21 protein-coding genes are annotated in these 23,562 nt (G+C 74.5%); 10 read left to right on the top strand and 11 right to left on the bottom strand.

Features of this window, described 5'->3' with window-relative positions; translation table 11 throughout:
* Positions 1-3: 3 nt before the first annotated feature.
* Together CNQ36_RS31860 and CNQ36_RS31855 are read right to left on the bottom strand one after the other, a co-directional pair.
* Complete coding sequence (locus tag CNQ36_RS31860; RefSeq protein ID WP_004922050.1) at positions 4-1,029, bottom strand: hemolysin family protein; 1,026 nt, start codon at positions 1,027-1,029, stop codon at positions 4-6.
* Positions 1,026-2,363: a hemolysin family protein gene (locus CNQ36_RS31855; protein ID WP_040905440.1), complete on the bottom strand. Its 1,338-nt coding sequence runs from the start codon at positions 2,361-2,363 to the stop codon at positions 1,026-1,028. Before CNQ36_RS31855 ends, CNQ36_RS31860 begins: the two co-directional genes overlap by 4 nt.
* A 293-nt stretch (positions 2,364-2,656) precedes the next feature.
* Between CNQ36_RS31855 and CNQ36_RS31850 the strand changes: the two genes are divergently transcribed.
* Both CNQ36_RS31850 and CNQ36_RS31845 read left to right on the top strand, forming a co-directional pair.
* Complete coding sequence (locus CNQ36_RS31850) at positions 2,657-3,628, top strand: sporulation protein (protein ID WP_163013454.1); 972 nt, start codon at positions 2,657-2,659, stop codon at positions 3,626-3,628.
* A 79-nt stretch (positions 3,629-3,707) separates the two neighbouring features.
* Complete coding sequence (locus tag CNQ36_RS31845; RefSeq protein ID WP_121549063.1) at positions 3,708-4,163, top strand: tellurite resistance TerB family protein; 456 nt, start codon at positions 3,708-3,710, stop codon at positions 4,161-4,163.
* Between the two features lie 33 nt (positions 4,164-4,196).
* Here the strand turns inward: CNQ36_RS31845 and CNQ36_RS31840 are convergent, their stop codons facing one another.
* Together CNQ36_RS31840 and CNQ36_RS31835 are read right to left on the bottom strand one after the other, a co-directional pair.
* A complete protein-coding gene (locus tag CNQ36_RS31840; protein ID WP_121549061.1) occupies positions 4,197-5,129 on the bottom strand; it encodes a M56 family metallopeptidase in 933 nt (310 codons plus the stop codon).
* A 6-nt stretch (positions 5,130-5,135) separates the two neighbouring features.
* Complete coding sequence (locus CNQ36_RS31835; RefSeq protein WP_121549059.1) at positions 5,136-5,525, bottom strand: BlaI/MecI/CopY family transcriptional regulator; 390 nt, start codon at positions 5,523-5,525, stop codon at positions 5,136-5,138.
* Between the two features lie 142 nt (positions 5,526-5,667).
* Here CNQ36_RS31835 and CNQ36_RS31830 point away from each other — a divergent pair, with 142 nt between their 5' ends.
* From CNQ36_RS31830 to CNQ36_RS31815, 4 genes are all read left to right on the top strand, one after another.
* Entirely contained in the window at positions 5,668-5,955 is a 288-nt protein-coding gene (locus CNQ36_RS31830) for a twin-arginine translocase TatA/TatE family subunit (protein ID WP_121549057.1), read from the top strand.
* Positions 5,956-6,114: 159 nt separating this feature from the next.
* A complete protein-coding gene (locus CNQ36_RS31825) occupies positions 6,115-6,570 on the top strand; it encodes a Crp/Fnr family transcriptional regulator (RefSeq protein ID WP_121549055.1) in 456 nt (151 codons plus the stop codon).
* Between the two features lie 5 nt (positions 6,571-6,575).
* Entirely contained in the window at positions 6,576-7,253 is a 678-nt protein-coding gene (locus CNQ36_RS31820; RefSeq protein WP_121549053.1) for a CBS domain-containing protein, read from the top strand.
* Between the two features lie 84 nt (positions 7,254-7,337).
* Positions 7,338-8,201: a pyridoxamine 5'-phosphate oxidase family protein gene (locus CNQ36_RS31815; RefSeq protein ID WP_121549051.1), complete on the top strand. Its 864-nt coding sequence runs from the start codon at positions 7,338-7,340 to the stop codon at positions 8,199-8,201.
* Between the two features lie 24 nt (positions 8,202-8,225).
* Here the strand turns inward: CNQ36_RS31815 and narI are convergent, their stop codons facing one another.
* The 6 genes from narI to CNQ36_RS31785 form a co-directional block, all read right to left on the bottom strand.
* Positions 8,226-8,993, bottom strand: a complete 768-nt coding sequence (gene narI / locus CNQ36_RS31810) for a respiratory nitrate reductase subunit gamma (RefSeq protein ID WP_121549049.1) — start codon at positions 8,991-8,993, stop codon at positions 8,226-8,228.
* Positions 8,990-9,658, bottom strand: coding sequence for a nitrate reductase molybdenum cofactor assembly chaperone (gene narJ / locus CNQ36_RS31805; RefSeq protein ID WP_121549047.1), 669 nt, complete (start codon positions 9,656-9,658; stop codon positions 8,990-8,992). The genes narI and narJ overlap by 4 nt, the downstream gene beginning before the upstream one ends.
* Positions 9,655-11,364: a nitrate reductase subunit beta gene (gene narH / locus CNQ36_RS31800; protein ID WP_121549045.1), complete on the bottom strand. Its 1,710-nt coding sequence runs from the start codon at positions 11,362-11,364 to the stop codon at positions 9,655-9,657. The genes narJ and narH overlap by 4 nt, the downstream gene beginning before the upstream one ends.
* 1 nt (position 11,365) lies before the next feature.
* Entirely contained in the window at positions 11,366-15,082 is a 3,717-nt protein-coding gene (locus CNQ36_RS31795) for a nitrate reductase subunit alpha (protein WP_163013453.1), read from the bottom strand.
* 158 nt (positions 15,083-15,240) lie between these two features.
* Positions 15,241-16,446: an MFS transporter gene (locus tag CNQ36_RS31790; RefSeq protein WP_186363277.1), complete on the bottom strand. Its 1,206-nt coding sequence runs from the start codon at positions 16,444-16,446 to the stop codon at positions 15,241-15,243.
* Between the two features lie 317 nt (positions 16,447-16,763).
* Complete coding sequence (locus tag CNQ36_RS31785; RefSeq protein ID WP_121549041.1) at positions 16,764-17,462, bottom strand: response regulator; 699 nt, start codon at positions 17,460-17,462, stop codon at positions 16,764-16,766.
* Positions 17,463-17,847: 385 nt separating this feature from the next.
* Between CNQ36_RS31785 and CNQ36_RS31780 the strand changes: the two genes are divergently transcribed.
* A complete protein-coding gene (locus tag CNQ36_RS31780) occupies positions 17,848-19,194 on the top strand; it encodes a sigma-70 family RNA polymerase sigma factor (RefSeq protein ID WP_163013452.1) in 1,347 nt (448 codons plus the stop codon).
* Between the two features lie 38 nt (positions 19,195-19,232).
* Complete coding sequence (locus CNQ36_RS31775) at positions 19,233-20,045, top strand: ribonuclease BN (protein ID WP_121549037.1); 813 nt, start codon at positions 19,233-19,235, stop codon at positions 20,043-20,045.
* A gap of 35 nt (positions 20,046-20,080) precedes the next feature.
* On the opposite strand, the gene CNQ36_RS31770 is transcribed toward CNQ36_RS31775, so the two are convergent.
* The gene (locus CNQ36_RS31770; RefSeq protein ID WP_420857177.1) at positions 20,081-21,223 is read right to left on the bottom strand and encodes an MGDG synthase family glycosyltransferase; all 1,143 of its coding nucleotides are present in this window, start codon (positions 21,221-21,223) and stop codon (positions 20,081-20,083) included.
* 240 nt (positions 21,224-21,463) lie between these two features.
* On the opposite strand from CNQ36_RS31770, the gene CNQ36_RS31765 reads away from it, so the two are divergent.
* Positions 21,464-22,366 (top strand): DMT family transporter, encoded by a 903-nt coding sequence (locus CNQ36_RS31765; RefSeq protein ID WP_121549036.1) that lies wholly within the window; start codon positions 21,464-21,466, stop codon positions 22,364-22,366.
* Between the two features lie 47 nt (positions 22,367-22,413).
* Positions 22,414-23,190, top strand: a complete 777-nt coding sequence (locus tag CNQ36_RS31760) for a polysaccharide deacetylase family protein (protein WP_121549034.1) — start codon at positions 22,414-22,416, stop codon at positions 23,188-23,190.
* Positions 23,191-23,562 lie beyond the last annotated feature (372 nt).

Genomic DNA, 23,562 nt, shown 5'->3' with positions numbered 1-23,562 from the left:
GGGTCAGGTGGTGACCGGGGCCGCCGGGCCGACCAGCTCGGACAGTACGTCCTCCATGGTCACGAAGCCGAGGACGGTGCCGCTCAGGCCGACTACGGCGGCGAGGTGGCTGCCCTCGGCGCGCAGCGCGGTGAGGGTGTCGTCGAGGGGGGTGTCGATGCGCACCCGGGTGACCTTGTGCAGGGCGGTGCGCGGGAAGGGCCGGTCGCGGTCGGCGGCGCCGAGGGTGTCCTTGATGTGCAGGTAGCCCAGGACGGCGCCGTCGGGGCCGGTGACCGGGAAGCGGGAGAAGCCCGCCTCCGCGGCCAGCCGTTCCAGCCGGGCCGGGGTGATCGTGTGTTCCACGGTGCGCATCCGCGGCACGGGGACGAGGATCTCGCCGACCGGCCGGGTGCCCAGTTCCAGCGCGTCGCGCAGCCGCTCCCCGTCCGCGGGGCCGAGCAGCCCGGCCGCGCTGGAGTCGACGACCATGCGGGCGAGCTGGTCGTCGGTGAAGACGGAGCCGACCTCGTCCTTCGGCTCGACCCGCAGCAGCCGCAGCAGGACGTTGGCGAAGGCGTTGACGCCGAAGACGAACGGGCGCAGCGCCCGGGTCAGCGCCACCAGCGGCGGGCCCAGCAGCAGGGCGCTGGGCACGGGCGCGGCGAGCGCGATGTTCTTGGGCACCATCTCGCCGATCAGCATGTGCAGATAGGTGGCGAGGGCGAGCGCGATGACGAACGCGATCGGGTGCACCAGGCCGGCCGGGAGTCCCACCGCCCCGAAGCCGGGCTCCAGCAGGTGGGCGATGGCGGGTTCGGCGACCGCGCCGAGCACCAGGGAGGAGGCGGTGATGCCGAGTTGCGCGGTGGCCATCATCGCGGAGAGGTGCTCCAGCGCCCACAGCGTCATCCGGGCGCGCTTCTCGCCCGCCAGGGCGCGCGGCTCGATCTGGCTGCGGCGCACCGAGATCAGCGCGAACTCGGCGCCGACGAAGAACGCGTTGGTGATCAGGGTCAGGACGCCGATGGTGAGCTGCAGGGCGGTCATCGGGCTCCCTCCGCGACCGGGACGAGCCGCGCCGGGGCCGGGGCGGTGACGCGTACGCGGTCGGCGCGGTGGTGCTCGACCTCCAGCACGTCGAGCCGCCAGCCGTCGAGGTCGACCGTGTCCCCCGGGACGGGGATGCGGGCCAGACGGGTGGCGATCAGGCCGGCCACGGTCTCGTACGGGCCCTCCGGGGCGGTGAGGCCCACGTCGGTGAGCCGGTCGAGGCGGAGTCCGCCGCCGGCCTGCCACACCGCGCGCCCGTCCGGCGTGGCCGGGGCGGACAGCAGGTCGGGCGGCTCCAGGGGGTCGTGCTCGTCGCGGACCTCTCCGACGACCTCCTCGACGATGTCCTCCACGGTGGCCACGCCCGCCGTGCCGCCGTACTCGTCGATGATCACGGCCATGGTGCGGTGCGCGCGCATCCGTTCCAGCAGCCGGTCGGCGGGGAGGCTGTCGGGGACCAGCAGGGGCGGGGCCGTGAGGTCGGTGACGGGCGTGCCGGACCGCTCCCCCGGCTCCAGGGCGAGCACGTCGCGGATGTGCACGGTGCCGACCACCTCGTCGAGGCTGTCCCGGTAGACCGGGAAGCGGGACAGACCGGTGGCGTGGCTGAGCGCGGCCGCGTCGGCGGCGGTGGCGTGCGCCTCCAGGGCCCTGACGTCGACCCTGGGGGTCATCACGTTCTCGGCGGTCAGCTCGCTCAGGTGCAGGGTGCGGACGAAGAGTTCGGCGGAGTCCGCCTCCAGGGCGCCCTCGGCGGCCGAGTGACGGGCGAGTGCGCCCAGCTCCTCGGGGGTGCGCGCGGAGGCCAGCTCCTCGGCGGGCTCGAGGCCGACGCGGCGCACGAAGCGGTTCGCGGTGCTGTTCAGGTGCCCGATGAACGGGCCGAACGCGGTGGTGAACGCGCGCTGCGGGCCCGCGACCACCTTGGCGACCGCCGCCGGCCGGGAGATCGCCCAGTTCTTGGGCACCAGTTCGCCGACCACCATCAGCACCACGGTGGACAGCAGCACGCCCAGCAGGGTGGCCACCGCCGGCGCGGCGCCGCCCAGGCCGGCCGCCCGCAGCGGCCCGCGCAGCAGCGCCGCGAAGGACGGTTCCGCCAGCATGCCGATCACCAGGGAGGTGACGGTGATGCCGAGCTGGGCGCCGGACAGCTGGAGCGTCAGATGGCGGACGGCCTTGAGGGCGCCCTCGGCGCCGCGTTCGCCGGCCTCCGCGGCGCGTTCCAGGTCACCGCGCTCGACGGTGGTGAGCGAGAACTCGGCCGCGACGAACACCGCGCAGGCCAGGGTCAGCAGCACGGCGAGCAGGAGCAGCAGGATCTCGGTCACCGTGCCACCCCCGCTCCCTCGATGGCCGCATGACACGGACGGCGGGAGGTGGCACGGCTGCTACTGGGAGGATCACCCATCGGGAGACCGTCGCTCCTTCTCGGACGCGTGGGGGAAAAGTGTGTGGAGGCACAGGATGTCCCGGCTCCGCATCAACTGTAAAGGAGACGCAAAGTCTTTCCCAGGCCGGTTCACTCTATGCTTCTACTCGTTTGTAGAAGTTATACCGTGCGCCGCCCCGCGGGCGGCACTCTTTTTCCGGATCACACGCACGTGAAGGAGTGGACGCCGCCATGGTGTTCAAACGACTGCTCGGCTCGCTCGGCGTGGGCGGACCCACCGTCGACACGGTGCTCGACCCCGGCCCCGTACTGCCCGGTGGCGCGCTCACCGGCCGGGTCTTCCTCAAGGGCGGCCAGGCCGGCTTCGACATCGAGCACATCACGCTGGAGCTGGTGGCGCGGGTCGAGGCCGAGCACGAGGAGGGCGAGCAGGAGGGCACCGTCGCCTTCGAGCGGTTCACGGTCGGCGGCGGCTTCCGCCTCGACGAGGGCGCGGAGCACGCCGTCCCGTTCAGCGTGACGCTGCCCTGGGAGACCCCGGTCACCGAGCTGTACGGACAGCCGCTCGGCATCGTGCTCGGCGTGCGCACCGAGCTGTCGGTGGCCGGGGCGAAGGACAAGGGGGACCTGGACCCGCTGACCGTCGGGCCGCTGCCCGCCCAGGAGGCCGTCCTCGAGGCGTTCGGCGCGCTCGGCTTCGGCTTCCGGTCGGCGGACCTGGAGTACGGGCGCATCGGCGGCACGGGGCAGCAGCTGCCCTTCTACCAGGAGATCGAGATCACCCCGTCGCCGCAGTACGCCGACCGGGTGAACGAGGTCGAGGTGACCTTCCTGGCCGGTCCCGGCGGCATGGAGGTGGTCCTCGAGGCCGACAAGCGCGGCGGGCTCTTCTCCGGCGGACACGACGCGCTGACCCGGTTCACGGTCGGCCACCACGACTCCCGCGACTGGACCGCCGAGGTCGACGGGTGGATGCGCGCCCTGGTCGAGCACCGGGCGGCGCACGGCGGCCACGGCGCCCCCTACGGAGACCACGACCACCACGACCACCACGGCGGTCACCACGGCTCCGGCCCCGGCATCGGCACGGCCGTCGCCGCGGGCGCCGCCGGGCTGGCGGTCGGCGTGGTCGGCGGCATGGTCGCGGCGGAGGTCGTCGACGAGATCGGGGACTTCTTCGAGGGCGAGGAGGAAGAGGAGTAACTTCTACACTTACTGTAGAAGTTCCGGCGTCCGGAGCACCCGGGTCCGGACGCCCCCTCCCGACACCGACGGAGTACTCATGGCCCTGTGGGACCGCCTCAAGGAGTCCGCATCCCAGATGCAGACCCAGCTGACCGCCAGGAAGAACGACCTGAAGAGCGGCGCCTTCCGCGACGCGAGCATGGCGATGTGCGCCCTGGTGGCGGCCGCCGACGGCACGGTCGACCCGGCCGAGCGGCAGCGTGTGGCCCAGCTCATCGCGGGCAACGAGGTGCTGCAGAACTTCCCCGCCGACGACCTGCGCCGCCGCTTCGAGGAGAACGTCGGCAGGCTGACGGCCGACTTCGCCCTCGGCAAGGTGAGCGTCATGCAGGAGATCGCCAAGGCGAAGAAGAAGCCCGCCGAGGCGCGGGCCGTGATCCAGATCGGCATCGTCATCGGCGGCGCCGACGGCGACTTCGACAAGGACGAGCAGGCCGTGGTCCGCGAGGCGTGCTACGCCCTCGACCTGCCGCCGCACGAGTTCGACCTCTGACCGGCCCGGACCCCGCGGCGGCCGGCCGCGGGGTCACAGGGGCGTCGCCGCGTACAGGATGAGGACCATCGTCACGGCGGAGTTCGCCGACGACATCGCGGAGACCGCGGTCCCGGCCGCGGCGCCCCACACCGCCAGGCCCACGACGGTGAACAGCGACGGCAGCCGGCGGGCCGCCGGAGCGGGCCCGAGCAGGGCCGCGACCCGGCGCGGCACCGGGCCCGCCGCCGCGAGGCCCGCCAGGGTGGCCACCGGGGTGCCGCGCGACACCAGGGCCGCCTTGCCGATCGCCCGCGCCACGGCACGGCGGCTGCCGACCGTCCGCGCCGCCTCCTCGTCCGCCCAGCGTTCCGCCGTGTACGCCACCGCCGTACGCAGCGGCCGCAGGAAGGGGTTGGCCCGCGCGGCCAGCTGGACGGCGAGCAGGAAGCGGTGGTGGCGGGCGGCGAGGTGCGCCCGCTCGTGGGCGAACAGCGCCCGGCGCTCGGCCGGTTCCAGACACTCCAGCAGGGCCGTGGTCACCACCACCCGGTCCCGCCGGCCGCCCGGCAGCGCGTAGGCGTAGGGCACGTCGTCCGGCAGGACGACCGCCTCCGTCTCCCGCAGCCCGGCAAGCGCCCGGTGGGCGCGGCGGCGCACCCGGCCGTGCCGCCACAGCGTCCGGCCGCAGGCCGTCAGCACCGCGCACAGGGCGGGGATCGCCGCCTTCCCGGCCACCTCGTCGTAGGGCACGGCCGCGCGCACCTCGGGGTCCGACCAGCCGTCGGGCAGCGGGTTACCGGGCAGCTGGGCGGTGCCGACCACCATCAGCAGCACCAGGCACACCGTGCTGCACACCGCCATCACCGCGGCCACCCCGGTCAGCAGCCGGGTCGCCGTGCGCGGGTGCAGATGCTGCTCGGCCAGGCGCGCGATCGGCCACGCCGTCAGCGGCAGCACCAGTGGCAGCAGGACGAACACCCCCATGGTGTCTCAGACTTCCCCTTCGTCCCTGGACTGGCCGAGCAGGTCCCGCAGGAGGCGTTCGTCGTCGGGTCCGAGACCGGTGACGAAGCTGGCCAGCACCGCCTCCCGGTCGCTCTCGGCGTCCAGCACCTTGCGCATCCGGCTCGCGGCCAGTCCCGCCTGGTCGGACGCGGGGGTCCAGGAGAAGGACCGGCCCGCGCGCTCCCGGGTGACCACACCCTTGGCCAGCAGCCGGGTCAGGATGGTGATGACGGTCGTGTAGGCGAGGTCGTCGCCCACGCGCTCCTGCACCCAGCCTGCCGTCGCCGGGCCGTCCGCCTCCCGCAGCGCCGCCAGGACCAGCGCCTCCAGCTCACCCTGTCCCCTGCGCCGGGACCGCTCCCGCTGCTCCGTCACGTCCCGCCTCCCTTCCGCCACCGCCTGTTCGCCGCGCGGACATCGTATAGACGCCGCCGGAGAGAGCGCGCCACCCCAACGCTCTCTACAGTGATGTAGATTCTGCCCCTGGCCCGTGCCACGGAGAAGGAGCATTGCATCCATGTTCGGACTGAGCGAGCTGGCTGTCGTCCTGGTCGTCATCATCGCCGTCCTCGCCGCCAAGAGGCTCCCGGACCTCGTCCGCTCCGCGGGCAAGTCGGCCCGCATCCTCAAGGCCGAGGCCCGCGCGATGAAGGACCAGGACCGGGCGCCGGAAACGCCGGAGACGCCGGAGACGCCCGGGACCCCGCGGATCATCCAGGGGGAGACGCTGCCGCCGTCCGCCCCCGCGTCCGGATCCGCCGAGCGCGCGGGTGACACCCCTCCGGAGGGCCGTCCGGCCCACTGACGGCCGGCCGCAGCTCCTCTCCCGCGAGCGGGGGCCGAAAGGCCCCCACCCGGGGCCGGACGGCCCGTGGCGTCTCCCCCCGCACGGGGCCCACGCTGGCATCGAGGGCCCCGGAACCGCCGTTCGGCTGTGGCGGCGGGCGCGAAAGGAGACGGAGCGATGACATCCACCACCACTCTGAGCGCGGGTCTCCCGGCCGAACACCGTGAGGCGCTGATGCGGCACGCCCGCGAAGTCTCCTTCGACGCGGGGGTCCGCCTGTTCGAGGAGGGGCGGCGCGCCGACCGGTTCTGGATCGTCCGGACCGGGACGGTCGCCCTGGACCTGCAGGTGCCCGGCCACCGCGCGGCCGTGATCGAGTCCCTGGGCCACGGTGAACTGATCGGCTGGTCCTGGCACTTCACTCCCGGACTGTGGCACCTGGGCGGCGAGACCACCAGCCCGGTGCGGGCCTGGGAGTTCGACGCGGACGCCGTGCGGGAGCTGTGCGCCGCCGACCCCGAGCTCGGCCGCGCCGTCGCGGCGTGGGTCGGCCGGGTGGTGGCCCAGCGGCTGCACGCGACCCGGGTCCGGCTGCTCGACCTGTACGCCCCGTACGGCAGTGGAAGCAGGTGAGGACCATGACCGGCAGCCCGTACACCGTCAGTGACGTCATGACGCACACCGTGGTGGCCGTCGGCCGGGACGCCCCGTTCAAGGACGTGGTCCGGCTCATCGGGGAGTGGAAGATCAGCGCGCTGCCCGTGCTGGAGGGCGAGGGCCGGGTCGTCGGCGTCGTGTCGGAGGCCGACCTGCTGCCCAAGGAGGAGTTCCGCGACAGCGACCCCGACCGGTTCACCCAGCGCAACCGGCTGGCCGATCTGGCCAGGGCGGGGGCCCTGACCGCCGGGGACCTGATGAGCTCCCCCGCGGTCACCGTCCACGCCGACGCGACCGTCGCACAGGCGGCGCGGGTGATGGCCCAGCTGAAACTGAAGCGGCTGCCCGTGGTGAGCGACGAGGGCATGCTCGAGGGCATCGTCAGCCGGGTCGACCTGCTGAAGGTGTTCCTGCGGACGGACGAGGAACTCGCCGAGGAGGTCGGCCGGGAGGTCGTCGCCCGCCTCTTCCCGGACCCGCCGGAGCCCGTGCGGGTGGAGGTGGCCGACGGCGTCGTCACCCTCACCGGCCGCATCCGCAACGCCTCGCTGGTGCCGGTCGCCGCCCGCGCGGTGCGCGCCGTCGAGGGGGTCGTCGACGTCGAGTTCCGTCTCGCCGACGGTTCGGCCGGGCCCCGGGGCGCCGCGGCCGCCGGCTGAGAACGGCGGCTCCCGTCCGGGTGGCCTCCGCCCGGACGGGGAACCCCGCAGGCATCGGACCTCCGCACGGAAGGAGCGGCGATCATGCGAGCCCACCTCGGCGATCAACTCGTCATCGAGAGTCCGGCGACCGGCATCACCCGGCGCGACGGCGAGATCGTCGGACTGCACCACGAGGACGGCACACCCCCCTACGACGTGCGCTGGTCGGACACGCACGAGGTGTCGCTGGTGTTCCCCGGACCCGACGCCCATGTGCGGGCGCTCGGCGAGGAGCCCGGACCCGGCGAACCGGACCGCGCGCCCGGCCCCGGCGACATCGGGCGGCGGGTGGCCACGGAACGCGAACGGCAGGGGCTGACCCGCGAGGAGACGGCCCGCCGCGCCCGGATGGCACCGGACTACCTCGCGTACCTGGAGGAGCACCCGGGCGACCCGAGCCTGGCGACCCTGGTCAGGCTGGCCGCCGCGCTGGGCACCAGCGTGCAGGCGCTGCGCGGGGGCGGCGTCGACCTGCCGCCGGGACGGGGCATGGCGCTGCTCCACCCCGAGCTGCGGGACCTGGAGCCGGAGGAGTGCCGCGCCCTGCTGTCCACACACGGTGTGGGGCGTGTCGCGGTGACCACGGCCGAGGGGCCGGCGGTGGTCCCGGTGAACTACGAGGTCGTCGACGACGCGATCGTGTTCAGGACCGTCCCCGGCGCCCTCCCGGCGGCGGCCGTGGGGGCGGAGGTCGCCTTCGAGGTCGACCGTGTGGACGAGGCCATGAGCCGGGGCTGGAGCGTGCTGGCCGTCGGCCCCGCACGGGCCGTCACGGAGCCCGGCGAGGCGCGACGGCTCACCGAACGCGCCCACACCACGCCGTGGGCCGGGGGCGAGCGCGAGCTGTGGGTGTCGATCCGGCCCGCCCGTCTCACGGGACGCCGTATCACCCCGGCCGACGGGTGAACGGCCCGGCTGCGCCCTCTGCGGTCAGCCCGTGCGCTCCCAGCCCCGGCGGGGCGGGCGGGTGCCGAGCCGCGCGTCGCGGCTGCGGTAGACGATGTACGGGCGGGTGAGGTAGCCCAGCGGCGCGGTGAGCATGTGGACGAGCCGGGTGAAGGGCCAGACGGCGAAGAGCAGCAGCGCGCTCAGCGCGTGCAGCCGGAAGAGGACCGGGGCGCCGGTCATCAGGTCCGGGTCGGGCCCCAGGAAGAAGATCGAGCGGAACCACGGGGAGACGGTCTCGCGGTAGTTGTAGCCGCCGCCGACGATGTTCGCCGCCACGGTCGCGGCCAGGCCCAGCCCGATGGTCACCGTCAGGAACAGGTACATCGCCTTGTCGTTGCGGGTGGTGGCCGAGAAGACCGGGCCGACGGTGCGCCGGCGGTAGATCAGGACGGCCAGCCCGCCGAGGGTGCAGACGCCGGCGACGGTGCCGAGGACGACGGCGAGGACGTGGTAGGTGTGCTCGCTGACGCCGGCCGCCTCGGTCCAGCTCTCCGGGACGACCAGTCCCCCGACGTGGCCCAGCGCCACGACGAGGATGCCGAAGTGGAACAGCGGGCTGCCGACGCGCAGCAGGCGACGTTCGTAGAGCTGGGAGGAGCGGGTGGTCCAGCCGAACTTGTCGTAGCGGTACCGCCAGACGTGGCCGAGGACGAACGCCGCGAGACTGAGGTACGGCAGCACCACCCAGAGCAGGATGCCGCCGGTGCCGGACTCCGCGGCCAGGGTGACGGCTCGGCCGTGTGCGGTCATCGGGGGCCTCCTGCCGGCGGGGCGGGCGTGTACCGCGGGGGCGCGTAGGGATCGAGGCCGACCTCCTCGCCGGGCGGGCCCTCGGCGGCGAGCCGGGCGACCGCCTCGTGCTGGTCCCCGGCGAGCGGGGGCAGGGTCGCGGAGACGGAATCCAGCAGGGCGGCCCACGGGGAGTTCTCCTCCCGCAGGGCGAGGCGCAGCAGCTCCAGGCCCGCCCGGTGTCCGGTGAGCAGAAGCAGACCGGCCGGCGGGTCGATCGCGGCGAACTCCAGGACGACGGCGAGGTGGTCGGGCAGTTCGTCGTCGGTGAGCCGCAGGCCTCCCTTGGCGTAGGTCTGTTTGAGCCGGAGCAGGGCGACGCCCCTTTTGCGGGTGTCGCCGTGGGCGTAGTAGGTGAGGTAGGGGCAGCAGCGTCTGCGGTGGTCGAAGGTGGCCACGTAGGCGGCGGCGAGGGCCTCGGTGCCGGTCTCCTCGGCGTGCCCGGCGAAACGGAGCAGGGGTTCGCGCACCTCGGCGGGGAGCGCGGGGGCGGCCCCGCGGGCCAGGGCCAGATGGCCGGCCTGCCGCTCGTCGGGGTAGCCCAGGAGCAGGGACTGGAGCTGCCAGGCGTGGGGGTGCCACGGCTGGACGCGTGGGGCGGACTTGAGCCTGAGCCGGTTCCTCATGACCTCGGTCCTCCCTCTCCCCCGCCGTGCGGGCCGTCGCCGTGCCCCGGCGGCGCCGGCGGCTTCGGCGGGAAGAGCCCGGGTGGGCTGCTTCTGCCGTCCCAGTTGAGGAGGTTGACGCGGCCGGCCTTGTCCTCGGGGGCGGCGTGGGTGTCGGAGAGCTGCCGGTCGCGCAGGGCGCGGTAGTTCTCCACCGCGAGGGGCGCCGCGCCGCCGGACGCCTCGCCGAAGGGGCCGGAGCCTCCCATGCCCGGCCCGCCCTCGTAGTCGAGGCTGCACTCGGTGGCCAGTTCCTCGAGGCCGTGGGCCTGTTCGGCGTGCGCCTCGGGGATGACGTACCGCTCGTCGTACTTGGCGAGGGCCAGCAGCCGGTACATGTCGTACATCTGCTCCTCGCTCATGCCGACGGCCTCGGGCACCGAGGCGTCCGGCTCGCGGCCGAGGTTGATGTCTCGCATGTAGGCGCGCATGGCGGCCAGCCGGCGCAGTACCGCGTCCACGGGCGCCGGGTCGCCCGCGGTGAACAGCTGGGCCAGGTAGTCGACGGGAATGCGCAGGGCGTCGACGGCGGCGAAGAGGTTGCGGTGGTCCTCGGCGTCGTGCCCGGTGTCGCGGACGGCGTCGACGACCGGGGAGAGCGGCGGGATGTACCAGACCATGGGCATGGTGCGGTACTCCGGGTGCAGCGGCAGCGCCACCCTGTACCTGTTGATCAGGGCGTGGACCGGTGAGCGCCGGGCGGCCTCGATCCAGTCGCGGGGGATGCCCGCGCGTTCCGCGGCGGCGGTCACCTCGGGGTCGTCCGGGTCGAGGAACACACTCCGCTGGGCCTCGCAGAGGTCCGTGTCGTCGGGTGCGGACGCGGCTTCCAGCACCCGGTCGGCGTCGTAGAGGACGAGGCCGATGTAGCGCAGCCGGCCGACGCAGGTCTCGGAGCAGACCGTGGGCAGGCCGACCTCCACGCGCGGGAAGCAGAAGGTGCACTTCTCGGCCTTGCCGGTGCGGTGGTTGAAGTACACCTTCTTGTACGGGCATCCGGTGACGCACATCCGCCAGCCCCGGCAGCGGTCCTGGTCGACGAGGACGATGCCGTCCTCCTCCCGCTTGTAGATCGCGCCGGAGGGGCAGGAGGCGGCGCAGGACGGGTTGAGGCAGTGCTCGCAGATGCGCGGCAGATAGAACATGAAGGTCTGCTCGAACTCGAACCTGATCTTCTCCGAGACCTCGTTCAGCAGCACGTCGTTCTCACTGGTCGCCGCCGACCCGCCGAGGTCGTCGTCCCAGTTGGCGGACCAGGAGATCTTCATGTCCTTGCCGGAGATCAGGGACTTGGGCCGGGCGACCGGGGTGTGTTCCTGCAGCGGGGCGTTGGTCAGGGTCTCGTAGTCGTAGGTCCAGGGCTCGTAGTAGTCGTCCAGGGACGGCAGGACCGGGTTGGCGAAGATCGTGACCAGCTTCTTGAAGCGGCCGCCGGCCTTGAGCGCGAGCCTGCCCTTCCTGTTGAGCTCCCAGCCGCCGCGCCACTTCTCCTGGTCCTCGTAGCGGCGCGGGTAGCCCTGGCCGGGGCGGGTCTCCACGTTGTTGAACCACACGTACTCGACGCCGCTGCGATTGGTCCACGCCTGCTTGCAGGTGACCGAGCAGGTGTGGCAGCCGATGCACTTGTCGAGGTTCATCACCATCGCCATCTGGGCCATGACCCGCATGTCAGTACTCCACCTCCTGGTTCGCACGCCGCCGGATGACGGTCACCTCGTCGCGCTGGTTGCCGGTCGGGCCGAGATAGTTGAAGGCGTAACTCAGCTGGGCGTAGCCGCCGATGAGATGCGTGGGTTTGATCAGCAGCCGGGTCAGGGAGTTGTGGATGCCTCCGCGCCGGCCCGTGGTCTCGGTGCGGGGGACGTCGATGAGCCGGTCCTGGGCGTGGTGCATGTACACGGTGCCCTCGGGCATGCGGTGCGAGACGACGGCGCGGGCCGCGACGACGCCGTTGCGGTTGACGGCCTCGATCCAGTCGTTGTCCCGCACGCCGATCCTCGCCGCGTCCGGCGAGCTCATCCAGAGGGACGGCCCGCCGCGGGACAGGGAGAGCATGAACAGGTTGTCCTGGTACTCGGAGTGGATGGACCACTTGTTGTGCGGGGTCAGGTAGCGGACGGTCAGGCCGAGTTCGCCGGTCTCGCCGGTGCGGGGCTCGCCGAACAGCGCGTGCATGTCCAGCGGCGGCCGGTAGACGGGAAGTTGCTCGCCGAGGGCGGCCATCCAGTCGTGGTCGAGGTAGAAGTGCTGGCGGCCGGTCAGGGTGTGCCAGGGCTTGAGGCGTTCGACGTTGACGGTGAACGGGGAGTAGCGCCGTCCGCCGGTCTCGGATCCGGACCACTCGGGTGACGTGATGACCGGGACGGGGGCCGCCTGGGTGTCGGCGAAGGTGATCCGCCTGCCCTCGTGCTCGGCCGCCAGATCCGCGAGCCGGGTGCCGGTGCGGGCCTCCAGGGTGCGGAAGCCCTGGGTGGCGAGGTGGCCGTTGGTGGTGCCGGACAGCGCGAGGATCGCCTCGCAGGCGTGCGTGTCGCGGGCGATCGAGGGGCGGCCGTCGGCCGGTCCGCCGCGCACGGTGCCGTTCTTGTGCCGCAGCTGGTCCAGTTCGCGGCCGACCTGGAAGGTGACGCCCTTGGTGGTGGCGCCGAGGGAGTCCAGCAGGGGGCCGAGGGCGCCCATCTTGGCGGCGACGGCGCCGTAGTCGCGTTCGACGGTGATCAGTCGGGGCATGGTGCGGCCCGGGACCGGTGCGCACTCCCCCGCCTTCCAGTCCCGCACGCGGCCGTGCGGGGTGGCCAGCGCGTCGGGGGTGTCGTGCAGCAGCGGAGCGGCGACCAGGTCCTTGCGCACGCCCAGGTGCCCGGCGGCCTGACGGCTGAACTCCTCGGCGAGGGTGTGGAAGATGTCGAAGTCGGTGCGGGTCTGCCAGGGCGGCGCGATCGCCGGGTTGAAGGCGTGCACGAAGGGGTGCATGTCCGTGCTGGACAGGTCGTGCTTCTCGTACCAGGTCGCGGCGGGCAGCACGATGTCGGAGTAGACGGTGGTGCTGGTCATGCGGAAGTCGAGGGTGAGCAGCAGGTCGAGCTTGCCCTCCGGCGCCTCCTCCCGCCACACCACGTCCCGGGGCCGGGCGCCGGGCGGCGCCTCGGTGGCGCGGACCGAGGAGTCGGCGCCCAGCAGGTGTCTGAGGAAGTACTCGTTGCCCTTGGCGGACGAGCCCAGCAGATTGGCCCGCCACACGGTGAGCACCCGCGGGAAGTTCTCCGGCGCGTCCGGGTCCTCGCCCGCGAACCGCAGCCGCCCGGCGCGGAGTTCCTCCACGACGTGGTCGCCGGCGGGGCGCCCCGCGGCGTCGGCCTCGTCGGCGAGGTCCAGCGGGTTGCGGTCGAAGGTGGGGTACGACGGCATCCAGCCGAGCCGCGCCGACTGGGCGATCACGTCCGCCGTGGACTTCCCGGCGAACGGGCCCCCGGCGCCGGCCGCGGCGAGGGTCTCCGCGGAGAACGGGTCGTAGCGGAACTGGTCGCTGTGCAGGTACCAGTAGGCGGTCTGGATCATCTGGCGGGCGGGGCGGTTCCAGTCGGAGGCGGTGGCGATCGCCGAGTAGCCGGTGATCGGGCGGACCTTCTCCTGGCCGACGTAGTGGGCCCAGCCGCCGCCGTTGACGCCCTGGCAGCCGGTCAGGGTGGTCAGGGTCAGGAAGGCGCGGTAGATGGTGTCGGAGTGGAACCAGTGGTTCGTCCCCGCGCCCATGACGATCATCGAACGGCCGCGGGACTCCTCCGCGTTGGCGGCGAACTCCCGCGCGATCCGCGCCGCCCGGTCCGCGTCCACGCCGGTGACCGCCGCCTGCCAGGCCGGGGTGTACGGCTGGTCCGCGTCGTCGTAGCCGGTGGGCCAGTCCCCCGGGAGGCCCTCGCGGGCCACCCCGTACTGGGCCAGCAGCAGGTCGTACACGGTGGTCACCGGGCGGCCGGCCACCCTGCGGACCGGGACCCCGCGGCGCAGGCGTCCCGCCGCGCCGTCCGGGGCGTCGAAGCGCGGCAGTGCGACGACGGCCGGCGCCTCGTCGCCTCCCTCGGCGGACAGCAGCGGCCGGATGTCGCCGAGGTCGAGGTTCCACTTCCCGGCGCCGGACTCGCCGAAGCGGTCGCCGAGGGTGCCGTTGGGCACCACCGGCGCGCCCGTGGCCTCGTCCAGCAGGACCGTCCGGAACTCGGCGTGCTCGGTCCGCGCGTGTTCCCCGCCGAGGTCCGCGGCGGTGAGGAACTTGCCGGGCGTGTATCCGCCCTGCTCCGCCTCGTCGAGGGTCACGAGGAACGGCAGGTCCGTGTACCGCTTGACGTAGTCGGTGAAGTACGGGGTCTCCCGGTCGGCGAAGAACTCCTTGAGGACCACGTGTCCCATGGCCATGGCGAGGGCGCCGTCGGTGCCGGGCCGGGCGGGCAGCCACTCGTCGGCGAACTTCACGTTGTCCGCGTAGTCCGGCGAGACGGCGACGACCTTCTGGCCCCGGTAGCGGGCCTCGGCCATCCAGTGGGCGTCCGGGGTGCGGGTGACCGGCAGGTTGGAGCCCCACATGATCAGGTATCCGGCGTCCCACCAGTCGCCGGACTCCGGTACGTCGGTCTGGTCGCCGAACACCTGCGGCGAGGCGACGGGCAGGTCGGCGTACCAGTCGTAGAAGGAGAGCATCACCCCGCCGAGCAGGGAGTAGAAGCGGGCCCCGGCGGCGTGGGACACCATCGACATCGCGGGGATCGGGGAGAACCCCGCCAGCCGGTCCGGGCCGTACTCCCTGATGGTGTGGACGTGCGCGGCGGCGGCCATCTCGGCGGCCTCGGCCCAGCTCGCCCGCACCAGGCCGCCCTTGCCGCGCGCCCGTTTGTAGCGGCGGGAGCGCTCGGGGTCGGAGACGATGTCCGCCCAGGCCGCCACCGGGTCGCCGAGGCGGGCCCTGGCCTCGCGGTACATCCCCAGCAGCACGCCGCGCACGTACGGGTAGCGGACCCGGGTCGGCGAGTAGGTGTACCAGGAGAAGGCGGCGCCCCGGGGGCAGCCGCGCGGCTCGTACTCGGGGCGGTCCGGGCCGACGGACGGATAGTCGGTCTGCTGGGCCTCCCAGGTGATGATGCCGTCCTTGACGTACACCTTCCAGGAGCAGGAGCCGGTGCAGTTGACGCCGTGCGTGGAGCGCACCACCTTGTCGTGCGACCAGCGGTCCCGGTAGAACTCGTCGGCCTGGCGGCCGCCCTCGCGGTGCAGCGTGCGCAGGTCCCCGGAGACCTCCGCCCGGGTGAAGTAGCGGCGGCTGCGCACCAGCGCCTCCGCCAGTCGGCCGTCGATGCCGGGCGGCTGCCGCGTCCTGCTGGTCTCCGTGTTCACCGTGCCACTCCGCTCCGGGCACCGCTGCCCGTTCGATCGTGATCGGTTACGGCCGCACACGACTCTATGGCGGGCGTCCCCGGAAACGTCAACAGGCACACCACGGACCGAGGCGCCCACGGCGGGGACCGTCCGGGAGCGGGTGCCTGCGGCGGGGCCTAGGCGCTGGTGCCCGCGGTGCGGCGCGGGCGCCCCGCAGGGGCGTCCGCGCCGGCCGTACGGGTGGCGGCGCGTACGGCGGTGAGGGTGTAGGCCAGTGCGGCGGCGGCCACCACCGCCAGCAGGGCGAAACCGATGGCGTAGGTGCCGAACGCGCCGTAGAGGGAGCCCATCACCAGCGGGGGCAGGAAGCCGCCGAGCCCGCCCGCGGCGCCGACCACGCCGGTGACGGAGCCGACCTGGCCGGCCGGGGTCAGCCGGGAGACGAGGGCGAAGGTCGCCCCGCTGCCGGCGCCGAGCGCGGCGGCCATGGCCAGGAAGGCGAGGGTGCCGACGGGTGCCAGGGCGGGGGTGAAGGCCTGCGCGACCGCCCCGGCGACGACCACGGCGAGCGAGCCGGCGAGTACCCGGACCGGGCCGGCCCGGTCGGAGAGCCAGCCGCCGAACGGGCGCATGGCGACGGCGAGGAGGACGAAGCCGGCCATGCGGTTGGCGGCGTCCGCCTGGGTCAGGTCGTAGCCGGTCCTGAGGTACGTGGGCAGGTAGACGGAGAAGGCCACATAGCCGCCGAAGGCGACCGCGTAGAGGGCGGAGGCCTGCCAGGTGACGGGCAGCCGGGCGGTGGCGGCCAGCCGGCGGGACAGCGGCTCGGTCGGCACGCTGCGGCCGGGGGCGTCCCGCAGCACCAGCGCCGCGGTCACCGCGTACACCGCCAGTACCCCGGCGGTGATCAGGAACGGGGTGGACATGCTGCCCGCGTCGACCAGCTTCACCGTGGTCAGGGCGCTGATCGCGGTGCCGCCCATGCCGGCGCCGAAGACTCCGACGGCCAGGCCGCGCCGCTCGGGCGGGAACCAGGCGTTGACCAGCGGGACGCCGACGGCGAACGCGGTGCCGCCGATCCCCAGGAAGAATCCGCCGATCAGCAGGGCGGCGAGGGAGGAGTGGCCGGCCAGGCCCAGGTAGAGCACCGGCACGATGGTCGCCGCCGACACGATCGGGAAGACGACCCGGCCGCCGAAGCGGTCCGTCAGCGCGCCGACCGGGATGCGGCCCAGCGAGCCGACCACGACCGGCACGGCCACCAGCAGCGACTGCTCGAACGAGGACAGCTCCAGGCTGTCCTTGAGCCGGGGGGCGAGCGGGCTGAGCAGCGCCCACGCCCAGAAGTTCACGGCGAAGCCGACCGTGGCCAGCGCCAGCATGAGCCACGCCCGGCCGGGCACCGCGCTCCCGGGCGGGCCGCCCCGCTCCGACTTCAACGGCTGGACCATGTCCGTCCCCTTCGTCCGTGGTGGTTGCGCGCCACCGGGTTCGGGCGCCCCGGCGGGCCCCTTGCCCGCGGAACCGGCGTCCTGCCCCCACCTTCCGGGCCGGGGATCACCCACGGGCAGGGGCCATGGGTCCCCGGCGCCGGACGGACGGTCCCGGCTCCGGGCCCGCACGGCCCCCTCCCACGTGACCCTTCCGGCCCGCCGCGAAACCACGGCGGGCCGGAGGCCGGACGGCGAACCGCGTGCGGTCAGCGGCCCTCCTGCTTCCTGCGGTCCTGGACCTGGGTGGCGATGACGGCGGCCTGGATGCGGCGCTCCACGCCCAGCTTGGCCAGCAGCCGGGAGATGTGGTTCTTCACCGTCTTCTCGGCGAGGTAGAGGCGCTGGCCGATCTGGCGGTTGGTCAGTCCCTCGCCGATCAGGGCCAGGATCTCGCGCTCCCGGTCGGTCAGTCCGGGCAGCGCGTCCGGCTGTTCCTCCTCCTTCTGCGGTCCGCCGCGCAGCCGGGCCATCAGCCGGGTGGTGGCGCTCGGGTCGAGCAGCGACTGGCCGCGGGCGACCGTGCGGACGGCCGTCACCAGGTCGGAGCCGCGGATCTGCTTCAGCACGTATCCGGACGCGCCGGCCATGATCGAGTCGAGCAGGGCCTCCTCGTCGTCGAACGAGGTCAGCATCAGGCACGCCAGGCCGGGCATGGCCGAGCGCAGTTCGCGGCACACGCTCACGCCGTCGCCGTCCGGCAGCCGTACGTCCAGGACCGCGACCTGGGGGCGCAGGGCGGGTACCCGGACCAGGGCCTGTTCGGCGGTGGCGGCCTCGCCCACCACCGTGATGTCCGGCTCGTCGTTCAGCAGGTCGTGCACCCCCCGCCGGACCACCTCGTGGTCGTCCAGCAGGAAGACCCGGATCGGATCGTCGGGTCCGGGCCGCTGCTCGCCGTCCGCCATCGCTCGCTCCTCGTTCCGCGCCGTGCGCGTGTCCACGTCGTCCTGATCCCCCCGCCCCCACATCTTGCGCAACAAAGGGCCGATGGACCAGGGCCGGTCGGCCCCACCGGGCCCCGGGAGCGGGCCGTACGGCCCACCGCGCCGCCCGCCGTTCCGCCGTACGGCGCACACCGGGCCGGGCGCGCCGTGACGGACTCCGGCGGCGGGCGCGGCCACGGGCGGCCGGGCGGCGCAAGTGGCCGGGGGCCGGCCTCACCCGCGCGACGGACAGGGTTCCCGCACGCGGGTCAGGCCGTGTTTCAGGTCTCGGCCGACGGGTGACTCCGAGACTGACGCCCCTGTCATGAGGGCGTTCCCCGCACAGGCCCGCACCCCACAGAGGCTCATGTCCACCTCAGCCGCCGACGTGATCCGGACGCGTGACGCCGCCGCGCCCGAGCCGACCGCGCAGCACCTCGACGCGCTGCTGCGCGAGCTCTCCGAGCAGCCCCCGGGACCGCGGCGGGCCGCCCTCCGGGACGACGTCATCCGCCGGCTGCTGCCGGTGGCCCACCGCGTCACGCGCCGCTTCCGGCGCCACGGCGAGGAGTGGGACGATCTCGTCCAGGTGGCGTCCCTGGGGCTGATCAAGGCCGTCGACGGCTACGACCCCGGGCGGGGCCACGCCTTCCTGTCCTACGCGCTTCCCAAGGTCACCGGTGAAGTCCGGCGGCACCTTCGTGACCGTACGGCCGCCGTGCGGCTGCCCCGTCCTCTGCAGGAGGCCGCCGGACAGGTCTTCCGGGCCGTCGAGGAGCTCGAGCAGCGGCTCGACGGCCACGCGCCCACCACCGAGCAGATCGCCGAGCACACCGGGCTCGGGGCGGACCGTGTGCTGTCCGCGCTGCGCGCGGTGCACGAATGCCGCCCGCGGTCCCTCGACGCGCCCGCGGGCGGCGGCCGGGACGTCCCGGCCTGCCCGCTCGGCGCCGAGGACCCGGCGCTCGGCCTGGTCGTCGACACCGTGTCCCTGGCGTCCCTGGTGCGGCGGCTGCCGGAGCGTGACCGCCGGGTCCTCCATCTGCGCTTCTACCGGGAGCAGTCCCAGCGGGAGATCGCGGAGGCCGTCGGCGTCTCCCAGATGCAGGTCTCGCGGATCCTGCGGCGCTGTCTCGGCCGGCTGCGCGAGGCGCTCCTGGCGAGCGAACCGCGCCCGGAAGCCGGGGAAGCGGTGCAGGCACGGCCCGCCCCCGGTCCCCCGGCACGCCGCCGCCCCCGGACCCCACCGCCCACCACGCCCCCACAACCGGCCACCCCACACGACGGTGCCGCCCGCCACCGGAAGCCCGGTCCCCCGGCCGGCACGCCACCCCCGGTACGCGGACGCGCGCCCGGGCGCGGGCAGCCGGTCGCACGGCGACCCGTGAGCGCGCGCCGCCGCCCGCAGACGCCTCCGCCCACCACGCCCCCACAACCGGCAACCGCACACGACGGTGCCGCCCACCGCCAGGAGGGTCCCGCCCCAGGGAGCCCGGCACGCCGACGTCTGCCGTGTCACGGAGGTCCGGCCCCTCGACGGCCCCTGTGCTCACGCCGCCCGCGGACATGTCCGCGAACCTCGCCGCACCCCACGACTCCACGCGACGGTGCCGCCCGCCGCCGGAAGCCCGGGGGCGGGGAGCCGGGCGCGCGGCCTCCTCCCCGGGGGCCGTGTGCACGTGGGGACCGGATCTTTCCCGCTCCCGGCCGCTGAGCCGGCATCACCCTCGTCCGCCGAGGAAGGAGCGCACCGTGAGGCGTCACCTGCGCGCGCTCCGGCACGGATGGGAGTGGCTGGGCGCCGGCACGCTGGTGCGGCGGGGCCGTGACCTCGAACTGATGCACAGGGCCATGGGGTTCGCCACGCTGGCGCTGGTCACGCTGGCGCCCCTGCTGATCGTGATCGCCGCCGCCGACCCGCTGGGACGGGGCGGCTTCGCGGCCTGGCTGGCGGACGGCATGGGACTGTCCGGGCGGTCCGCGCGCGTCCTCACGGAGATCATCAGCCCGCCGCGCGAGGTGGTCGGCACCACCAGCGTGTGGGGTGTCCTGGCGCTCGCCGCGTTCGGCATCCCGTTCGGCGGAACCGTCCAGAACGGCTTCGAGCGGACCTGGAACCTGCCTCCCGGACCGTGGCACCGGATCTGGCGGCAGGCCACCTGGCTGTGCGTGCTGACCGCGTACCTCTACCAGGAGGTCCTGACCCGGGACGCGATGTACGGGCCGGAGCGGATCACCCTCTCACTCGTGACCGGCGTGCTGTTCTTCTGGTGGGGGCAGCGCTTCCTGCTGGGCGGCCAGATCGGCTGGTGGCACCTGCTGCCGGGCGCGATCGCCACCATGACGGGCCTGATCGGACTGCGGGGGTTCTCCTACTTCGTCTTCACCCCGCTGATCATCGACAACGCGATCAGCTACGGCACGGTCGGTGTCGTCCTCATCGTCGAGTCCTGGCTCATCGGCGTGGGGTTCGTCATCTTCGGCGGCTCCCTGTTCGGCCGCTGGCTCCTGGACCACCACGGGCACCGGTTCACCGAGGACCTGCCGGCGCCGCCCGGCCGGTGACCCCGGGGTCGCCGGTCCCGGAGGACACCGCCCGGTCACACGGGATGCCGGGCGGCGAGCGCGGCCACGGGCGCCAGCACGTCTCCCCGGAAGAGCTCCCGCCCGCGGGCGATCCTGCGGTCCCGGTGGGCGCCGTCAGCCGCCAGGCGCCGCAGTGCGGCGGGCAGCACGGCGGCGTCCGGGGCGATCTCCGAGACGCCGAGCGCCGCCATCCGCCGCACGCCCTGCGCGCCGTGACCGGGCAGCGGGCGGTAGCCGACCACGGGCAGCCCGGAGGCGAGGGCCTGCACCGCGGTCTGGCCCGCCGCGTTGTCGACCAGGACGCGGGTCGCGCGGAGCAGGGCGGGCATGTCGGTGACCCAGTCCGGTACGAGGGCGCCGGGAACCTGGGCCATGGCGGCCCGCAGACGGTCGTTGCGGCCGCAGAGCACCACCGGGAGGAAGCCGGCGCCGGCGAGCAGCCGGGCGGTCCCGTCCAGCTCCGAAGCCGCGCCCCAGGCGCCGGCCGAGAGGACGACGGGCGGGCGTCCGGGGGCGTACCGCTCGAAGAGGCTCCGCCACGCCCCGGCTCCGGAGGTCGGTGCGAAGAAGCCGGGCGCCACGACCGGTCCGGTCGTCTCCACGGGCACGGCGATGCTCCCGCCGACTTCCCGCGCGGCCTCGTCGGTGAGGCAGAGGTACAGGTCGTTGCCGGGATGGAGCCACTGCCGGTGGACGGCGAAATCGGTCACGAAGACGGCGCTCGGGGCGCGCAGCCGCCCCCGTCGCCTGAGGTGACCGGTCAGCTGCGCGGCCAGGTGGAAGACGGGCACGACCACGTCGGCGCCGGAGCGCTCCGCGAGTTCGGTGAGACGGCCGCCCGCCAGCCGGGCGAGCGGGATGCCGCTGGGACGGTGGCGCGGACCGGGCCGCAGCAGCGCGTGGTAGACACCCGCGTACGCCCACGGGTAGTGCCGTATCGACGACTGGTAGAAGAGGCGCAGTTCGGTGCCCAGGCCGTGCGGGAGCAGCCGCAGCAGGTCGACGACGCGTGCGTCGTGGCCCTGTTCTCGGGCGCGGCGGGCGAGTTCGCCGGCCACCGTGTCGTGGCCGGCTCCCATGCTCGCGCTGACGATCAGCAGTCGCAGTCCGCCGTCCGCCGGCGCGTACCGGCGGGGCGGCGAGGACGGTGAGTGCACGCGGTGCCGGGTCTCCGCCCGCCGCCTCGGTGAAACCCGCCCGGCCGCGTTTCACCGGCCGCGTCCGGGATACCCACGGGTGCCCGCCGAACCCCGGGAGCGGCCGCGGACGGCGGCTCCCCGGTGTTCACCCTCGCAGCCGAGGTGCAGCCCATGTCCCACGCCTTCCGTGCCGGCGCCCCCGGCGCACCGTTCCCGGTCACGACGCGCCCGGCGCCCGCCGGATGACGGTGGTACGGCGTGCTGGTGGTCGTCCTCGCCCTGCTGGCGGCGCTGTCCAACGCCGCCGCCTCGGTGCTGCAGCGGCGGGCCGCGGCGGAGGAACCGGAGACCGGCGCGGGGATGGGCCAGGCCGTCCGCTGGCTCGGGCGCGTGCTGCGCCGGCCGCACTGGATCGTGGGCGCCGGGATGCTCGCGCTGTCGACCGTGCTGCAGGCGGCCGCCCTGGGCCTGGGCAGTCTGGCGCTGGTGCAGCCGCTCATGGCCGCCGAACTGCTGTTCACCCTGGTGGTCGGCAGCATGGTGTTCCACCGCCGTCCGGACCGCAGGACATGGCTGGCGTTCGCCGCGCTGGCCGGCGGGCTGGCGATGTTCCTGACCTCGGCCGCTCCGGCCGCCGGCCGGTCGACGGCGCCTCTGGGGCGGTGGGCGGTGGCCGCGGCGGTGGTCCTGGGCGCCGTGACGGTGCTGGTGATGACGGCCCGCGCGGTACGCGGCGCGCCGCGGGCGGCGCTGCTGGGGCTGGCGTCGGCGATGTCCTTCGCCCTGACCGCGGCGCTGCTCAAGGAGGTGACGGGCAGGCTCCCGGACGGGCTGGGCGCCCTGCTGGCGTCGTGGCCCGTGTACGCCACCGCCGCCGTCGGAGCGGTCGCCTTCCTGCTGTTGCAGGGCGCGTTCCGGGCGGGGACGCTGGCCGTCTCCCAGCCGGCCCTGACCCTCGGGGACGCGCTGACGAGCGTGGCGCTGGGCTGGGCGCTGTTCGGGGAGCAGATCACGCTCGGTGTACGGGTGGTGCCCGCGCTGACCGGCGTGGTGCTGATGGGAGCGGGCACCGCGGGGCTGGCCCGCGCCCCGTCGGTCGCGGGCGACTGGGACGCGGCGTCGCGGCTCCCGGGCGCCGGCCCGGCGCGGCCGGTGCCGTAGGAGTCCCGCGCGGGCGGGGCACCCCACCCGGGAAGGAGGGCAGGCCGATGGCCGTATCCGCGGGTCCCGCCGGAGCCCGGCGCGCGGCGGCCGTGCTGACCCCGCTCGCCGCCGTCGCCGCGGCGCACATCGCCCCGGCGGCGACCTGGCTGCCCGTGGTGCGCCGCCGTCTCCCGCGCCTCGCCGGCGTGGGACACCCCGGGCATGTGGCCCTGACCTTCGACGACGGGCCCGATCCGGAGTCCACGCCGCGTTTCCTCGACGCGCTGGAGGCGCTCGGGGTCCGGGCGACCTTCTTCGTGCTGGGCGACGGGGTCGTACGGCATCCCTCCGTGGCGCGGGCGGCCGTACTCCGCGGGCACGAACTGGCCGTGCACGGCTGGAGCCACGACCGGCCCTGGCTGCCCGCCCCGGCGGACGACGCGCGTGCCGTGCTGCGGGCCGCCGGCGCGGTCCGGGAGCTGACGGGGCGGCGTCCCCTGTGGTACCGCCCGCCCTACGGCATCCTCACCTCCGGGCGGTGGGCGGCCGCCCGTGCGGCGGGCCTGCGGCCGGTGCTGTGGACCGCCTGGGGCCGGGACTGGACGGCCGGGGCGACCCCGGCGTCGGTGCAGGCGGCCGTCGCGGCCGGACTGCGCGGGGGCGGCACGGTGCTCCTGCACGACACGGACCGGATGTCGGCCCCGGGCTGCTGGCGGGCGACGCTCGGCGCGCTGCCCGCCGTGGTGGAGGGCTGCCGCGCCGCGGGCCTTTCGGTGGGCCCGCTCGCCGAGCACGGGCTGCCCCCCGCGGGACCCGCCGGCCGCCGCGCGTCCCGCCGGTGATCTCCGCCGTGCCGTGGGATGTCCGGGGCCGGTTCCGCGGCCGTTCGAGGCCTGTCCCCGGCCCCCGACGCCCACCTGCCCGCCGCGTGCGGGCCGGCGGGGACACCCGTACGGGGGGAGAACCGCGGGCGGCGGCGTGGCACCCGGCGCCGGCGGCGCGGGCCCTGAAAAACTGCCGCCGCACACACACGCCCAGAAGGGCCCCTGCCCATGACGCGCACGCCGGGCGCCGAGGAGCGCCCTGTCCGGTCCGGCCGCTGCTCGGCGGGCCGCTGGAACACCACCGGTCGCACGGGCCGGTTCACCGCACCGACGGCCGGCCGAATATCCGGCCGCGCCCGTTCACTGGCCCGGCCCCGGAGCCGGCCAGCA

The organism is Streptomyces fungicidicus (assembly GCF_003665435.1).
Lineage (GTDB): Bacteria > Actinomycetota > Actinomycetes > Streptomycetales > Streptomycetaceae > Streptomyces > Streptomyces fungicidicus.
This window is presented reverse-complemented; position numbering and strand designations above follow the sequence as displayed.

Excerpts from the sequence above, each read along its gene's own strand:
- CNQ36_RS31830 (WP_121549057.1), top strand. The coding sequence starts at position 5,668 with ATGTTCGGACTGAGCGAGCTGGCTGTCGTCCTGGTCGTCATCATCGCC.
- CNQ36_RS31825 (WP_121549055.1), top strand. The coding sequence starts at position 6,115 with ATGACATCCACCACCACTCTGAGCGCGGGTCTCCCGGCCGAACACCGT.
- CNQ36_RS31840 (WP_121549061.1), bottom strand. The coding sequence starts at position 5,129 with ATGGGGGTGTTCGTCCTGCTGCCACTGGTGCTGCCGCTGACGGCGTGG.
- CNQ36_RS31850 (WP_163013454.1), top strand. The coding sequence starts at position 2,657 with ATGGTGTTCAAACGACTGCTCGGCTCGCTCGGCGTGGGCGGACCCACC.
- narH (WP_121549045.1), bottom strand. The coding sequence starts at position 11,364 with ATGCGGGTCATGGCCCAGATGGCGATGGTGATGAACCTCGACAAGTGC.
- CNQ36_RS31820 (WP_121549053.1), top strand. The coding sequence starts at position 6,576 with ATGACCGGCAGCCCGTACACCGTCAGTGACGTCATGACGCACACCGTG.
- CNQ36_RS31790 (WP_186363277.1), bottom strand. The coding sequence starts at position 16,446 with ATGCTGGCGCTGGCCACGGTCGGCTTCGCCGTGAACTTCTGGGCGTGG.
- CNQ36_RS31780 (WP_163013452.1), top strand. The coding sequence starts at position 17,848 with ATGTCCACCTCAGCCGCCGACGTGATCCGGACGCGTGACGCCGCCGCG.
- CNQ36_RS31785 (WP_121549041.1), bottom strand. The coding sequence starts at position 17,462 with ATGGCGGACGGCGAGCAGCGGCCCGGACCCGACGATCCGATCCGGGTC.
- CNQ36_RS31815 (WP_121549051.1), top strand. The coding sequence starts at position 7,338 with ATGCGAGCCCACCTCGGCGATCAACTCGTCATCGAGAGTCCGGCGACC.
- CNQ36_RS31845 (WP_121549063.1), top strand. The coding sequence starts at position 3,708 with ATGGCCCTGTGGGACCGCCTCAAGGAGTCCGCATCCCAGATGCAGACC.
- CNQ36_RS31760 (WP_121549034.1), top strand. The coding sequence starts at position 22,414 with ATGGCCGTATCCGCGGGTCCCGCCGGAGCCCGGCGCGCGGCGGCCGTG.
- CNQ36_RS31860 (WP_004922050.1), bottom strand. The coding sequence starts at position 1,029 with ATGACCGCCCTGCAGCTCACCATCGGCGTCCTGACCCTGATCACCAAC.
- narI (WP_121549049.1), bottom strand. The coding sequence starts at position 8,993 with ATGACCGCACACGGCCGAGCCGTCACCCTGGCCGCGGAGTCCGGCACC.
- narJ (WP_121549047.1), bottom strand. The coding sequence starts at position 9,658 with ATGAGGAACCGGCTCAGGCTCAAGTCCGCCCCACGCGTCCAGCCGTGG.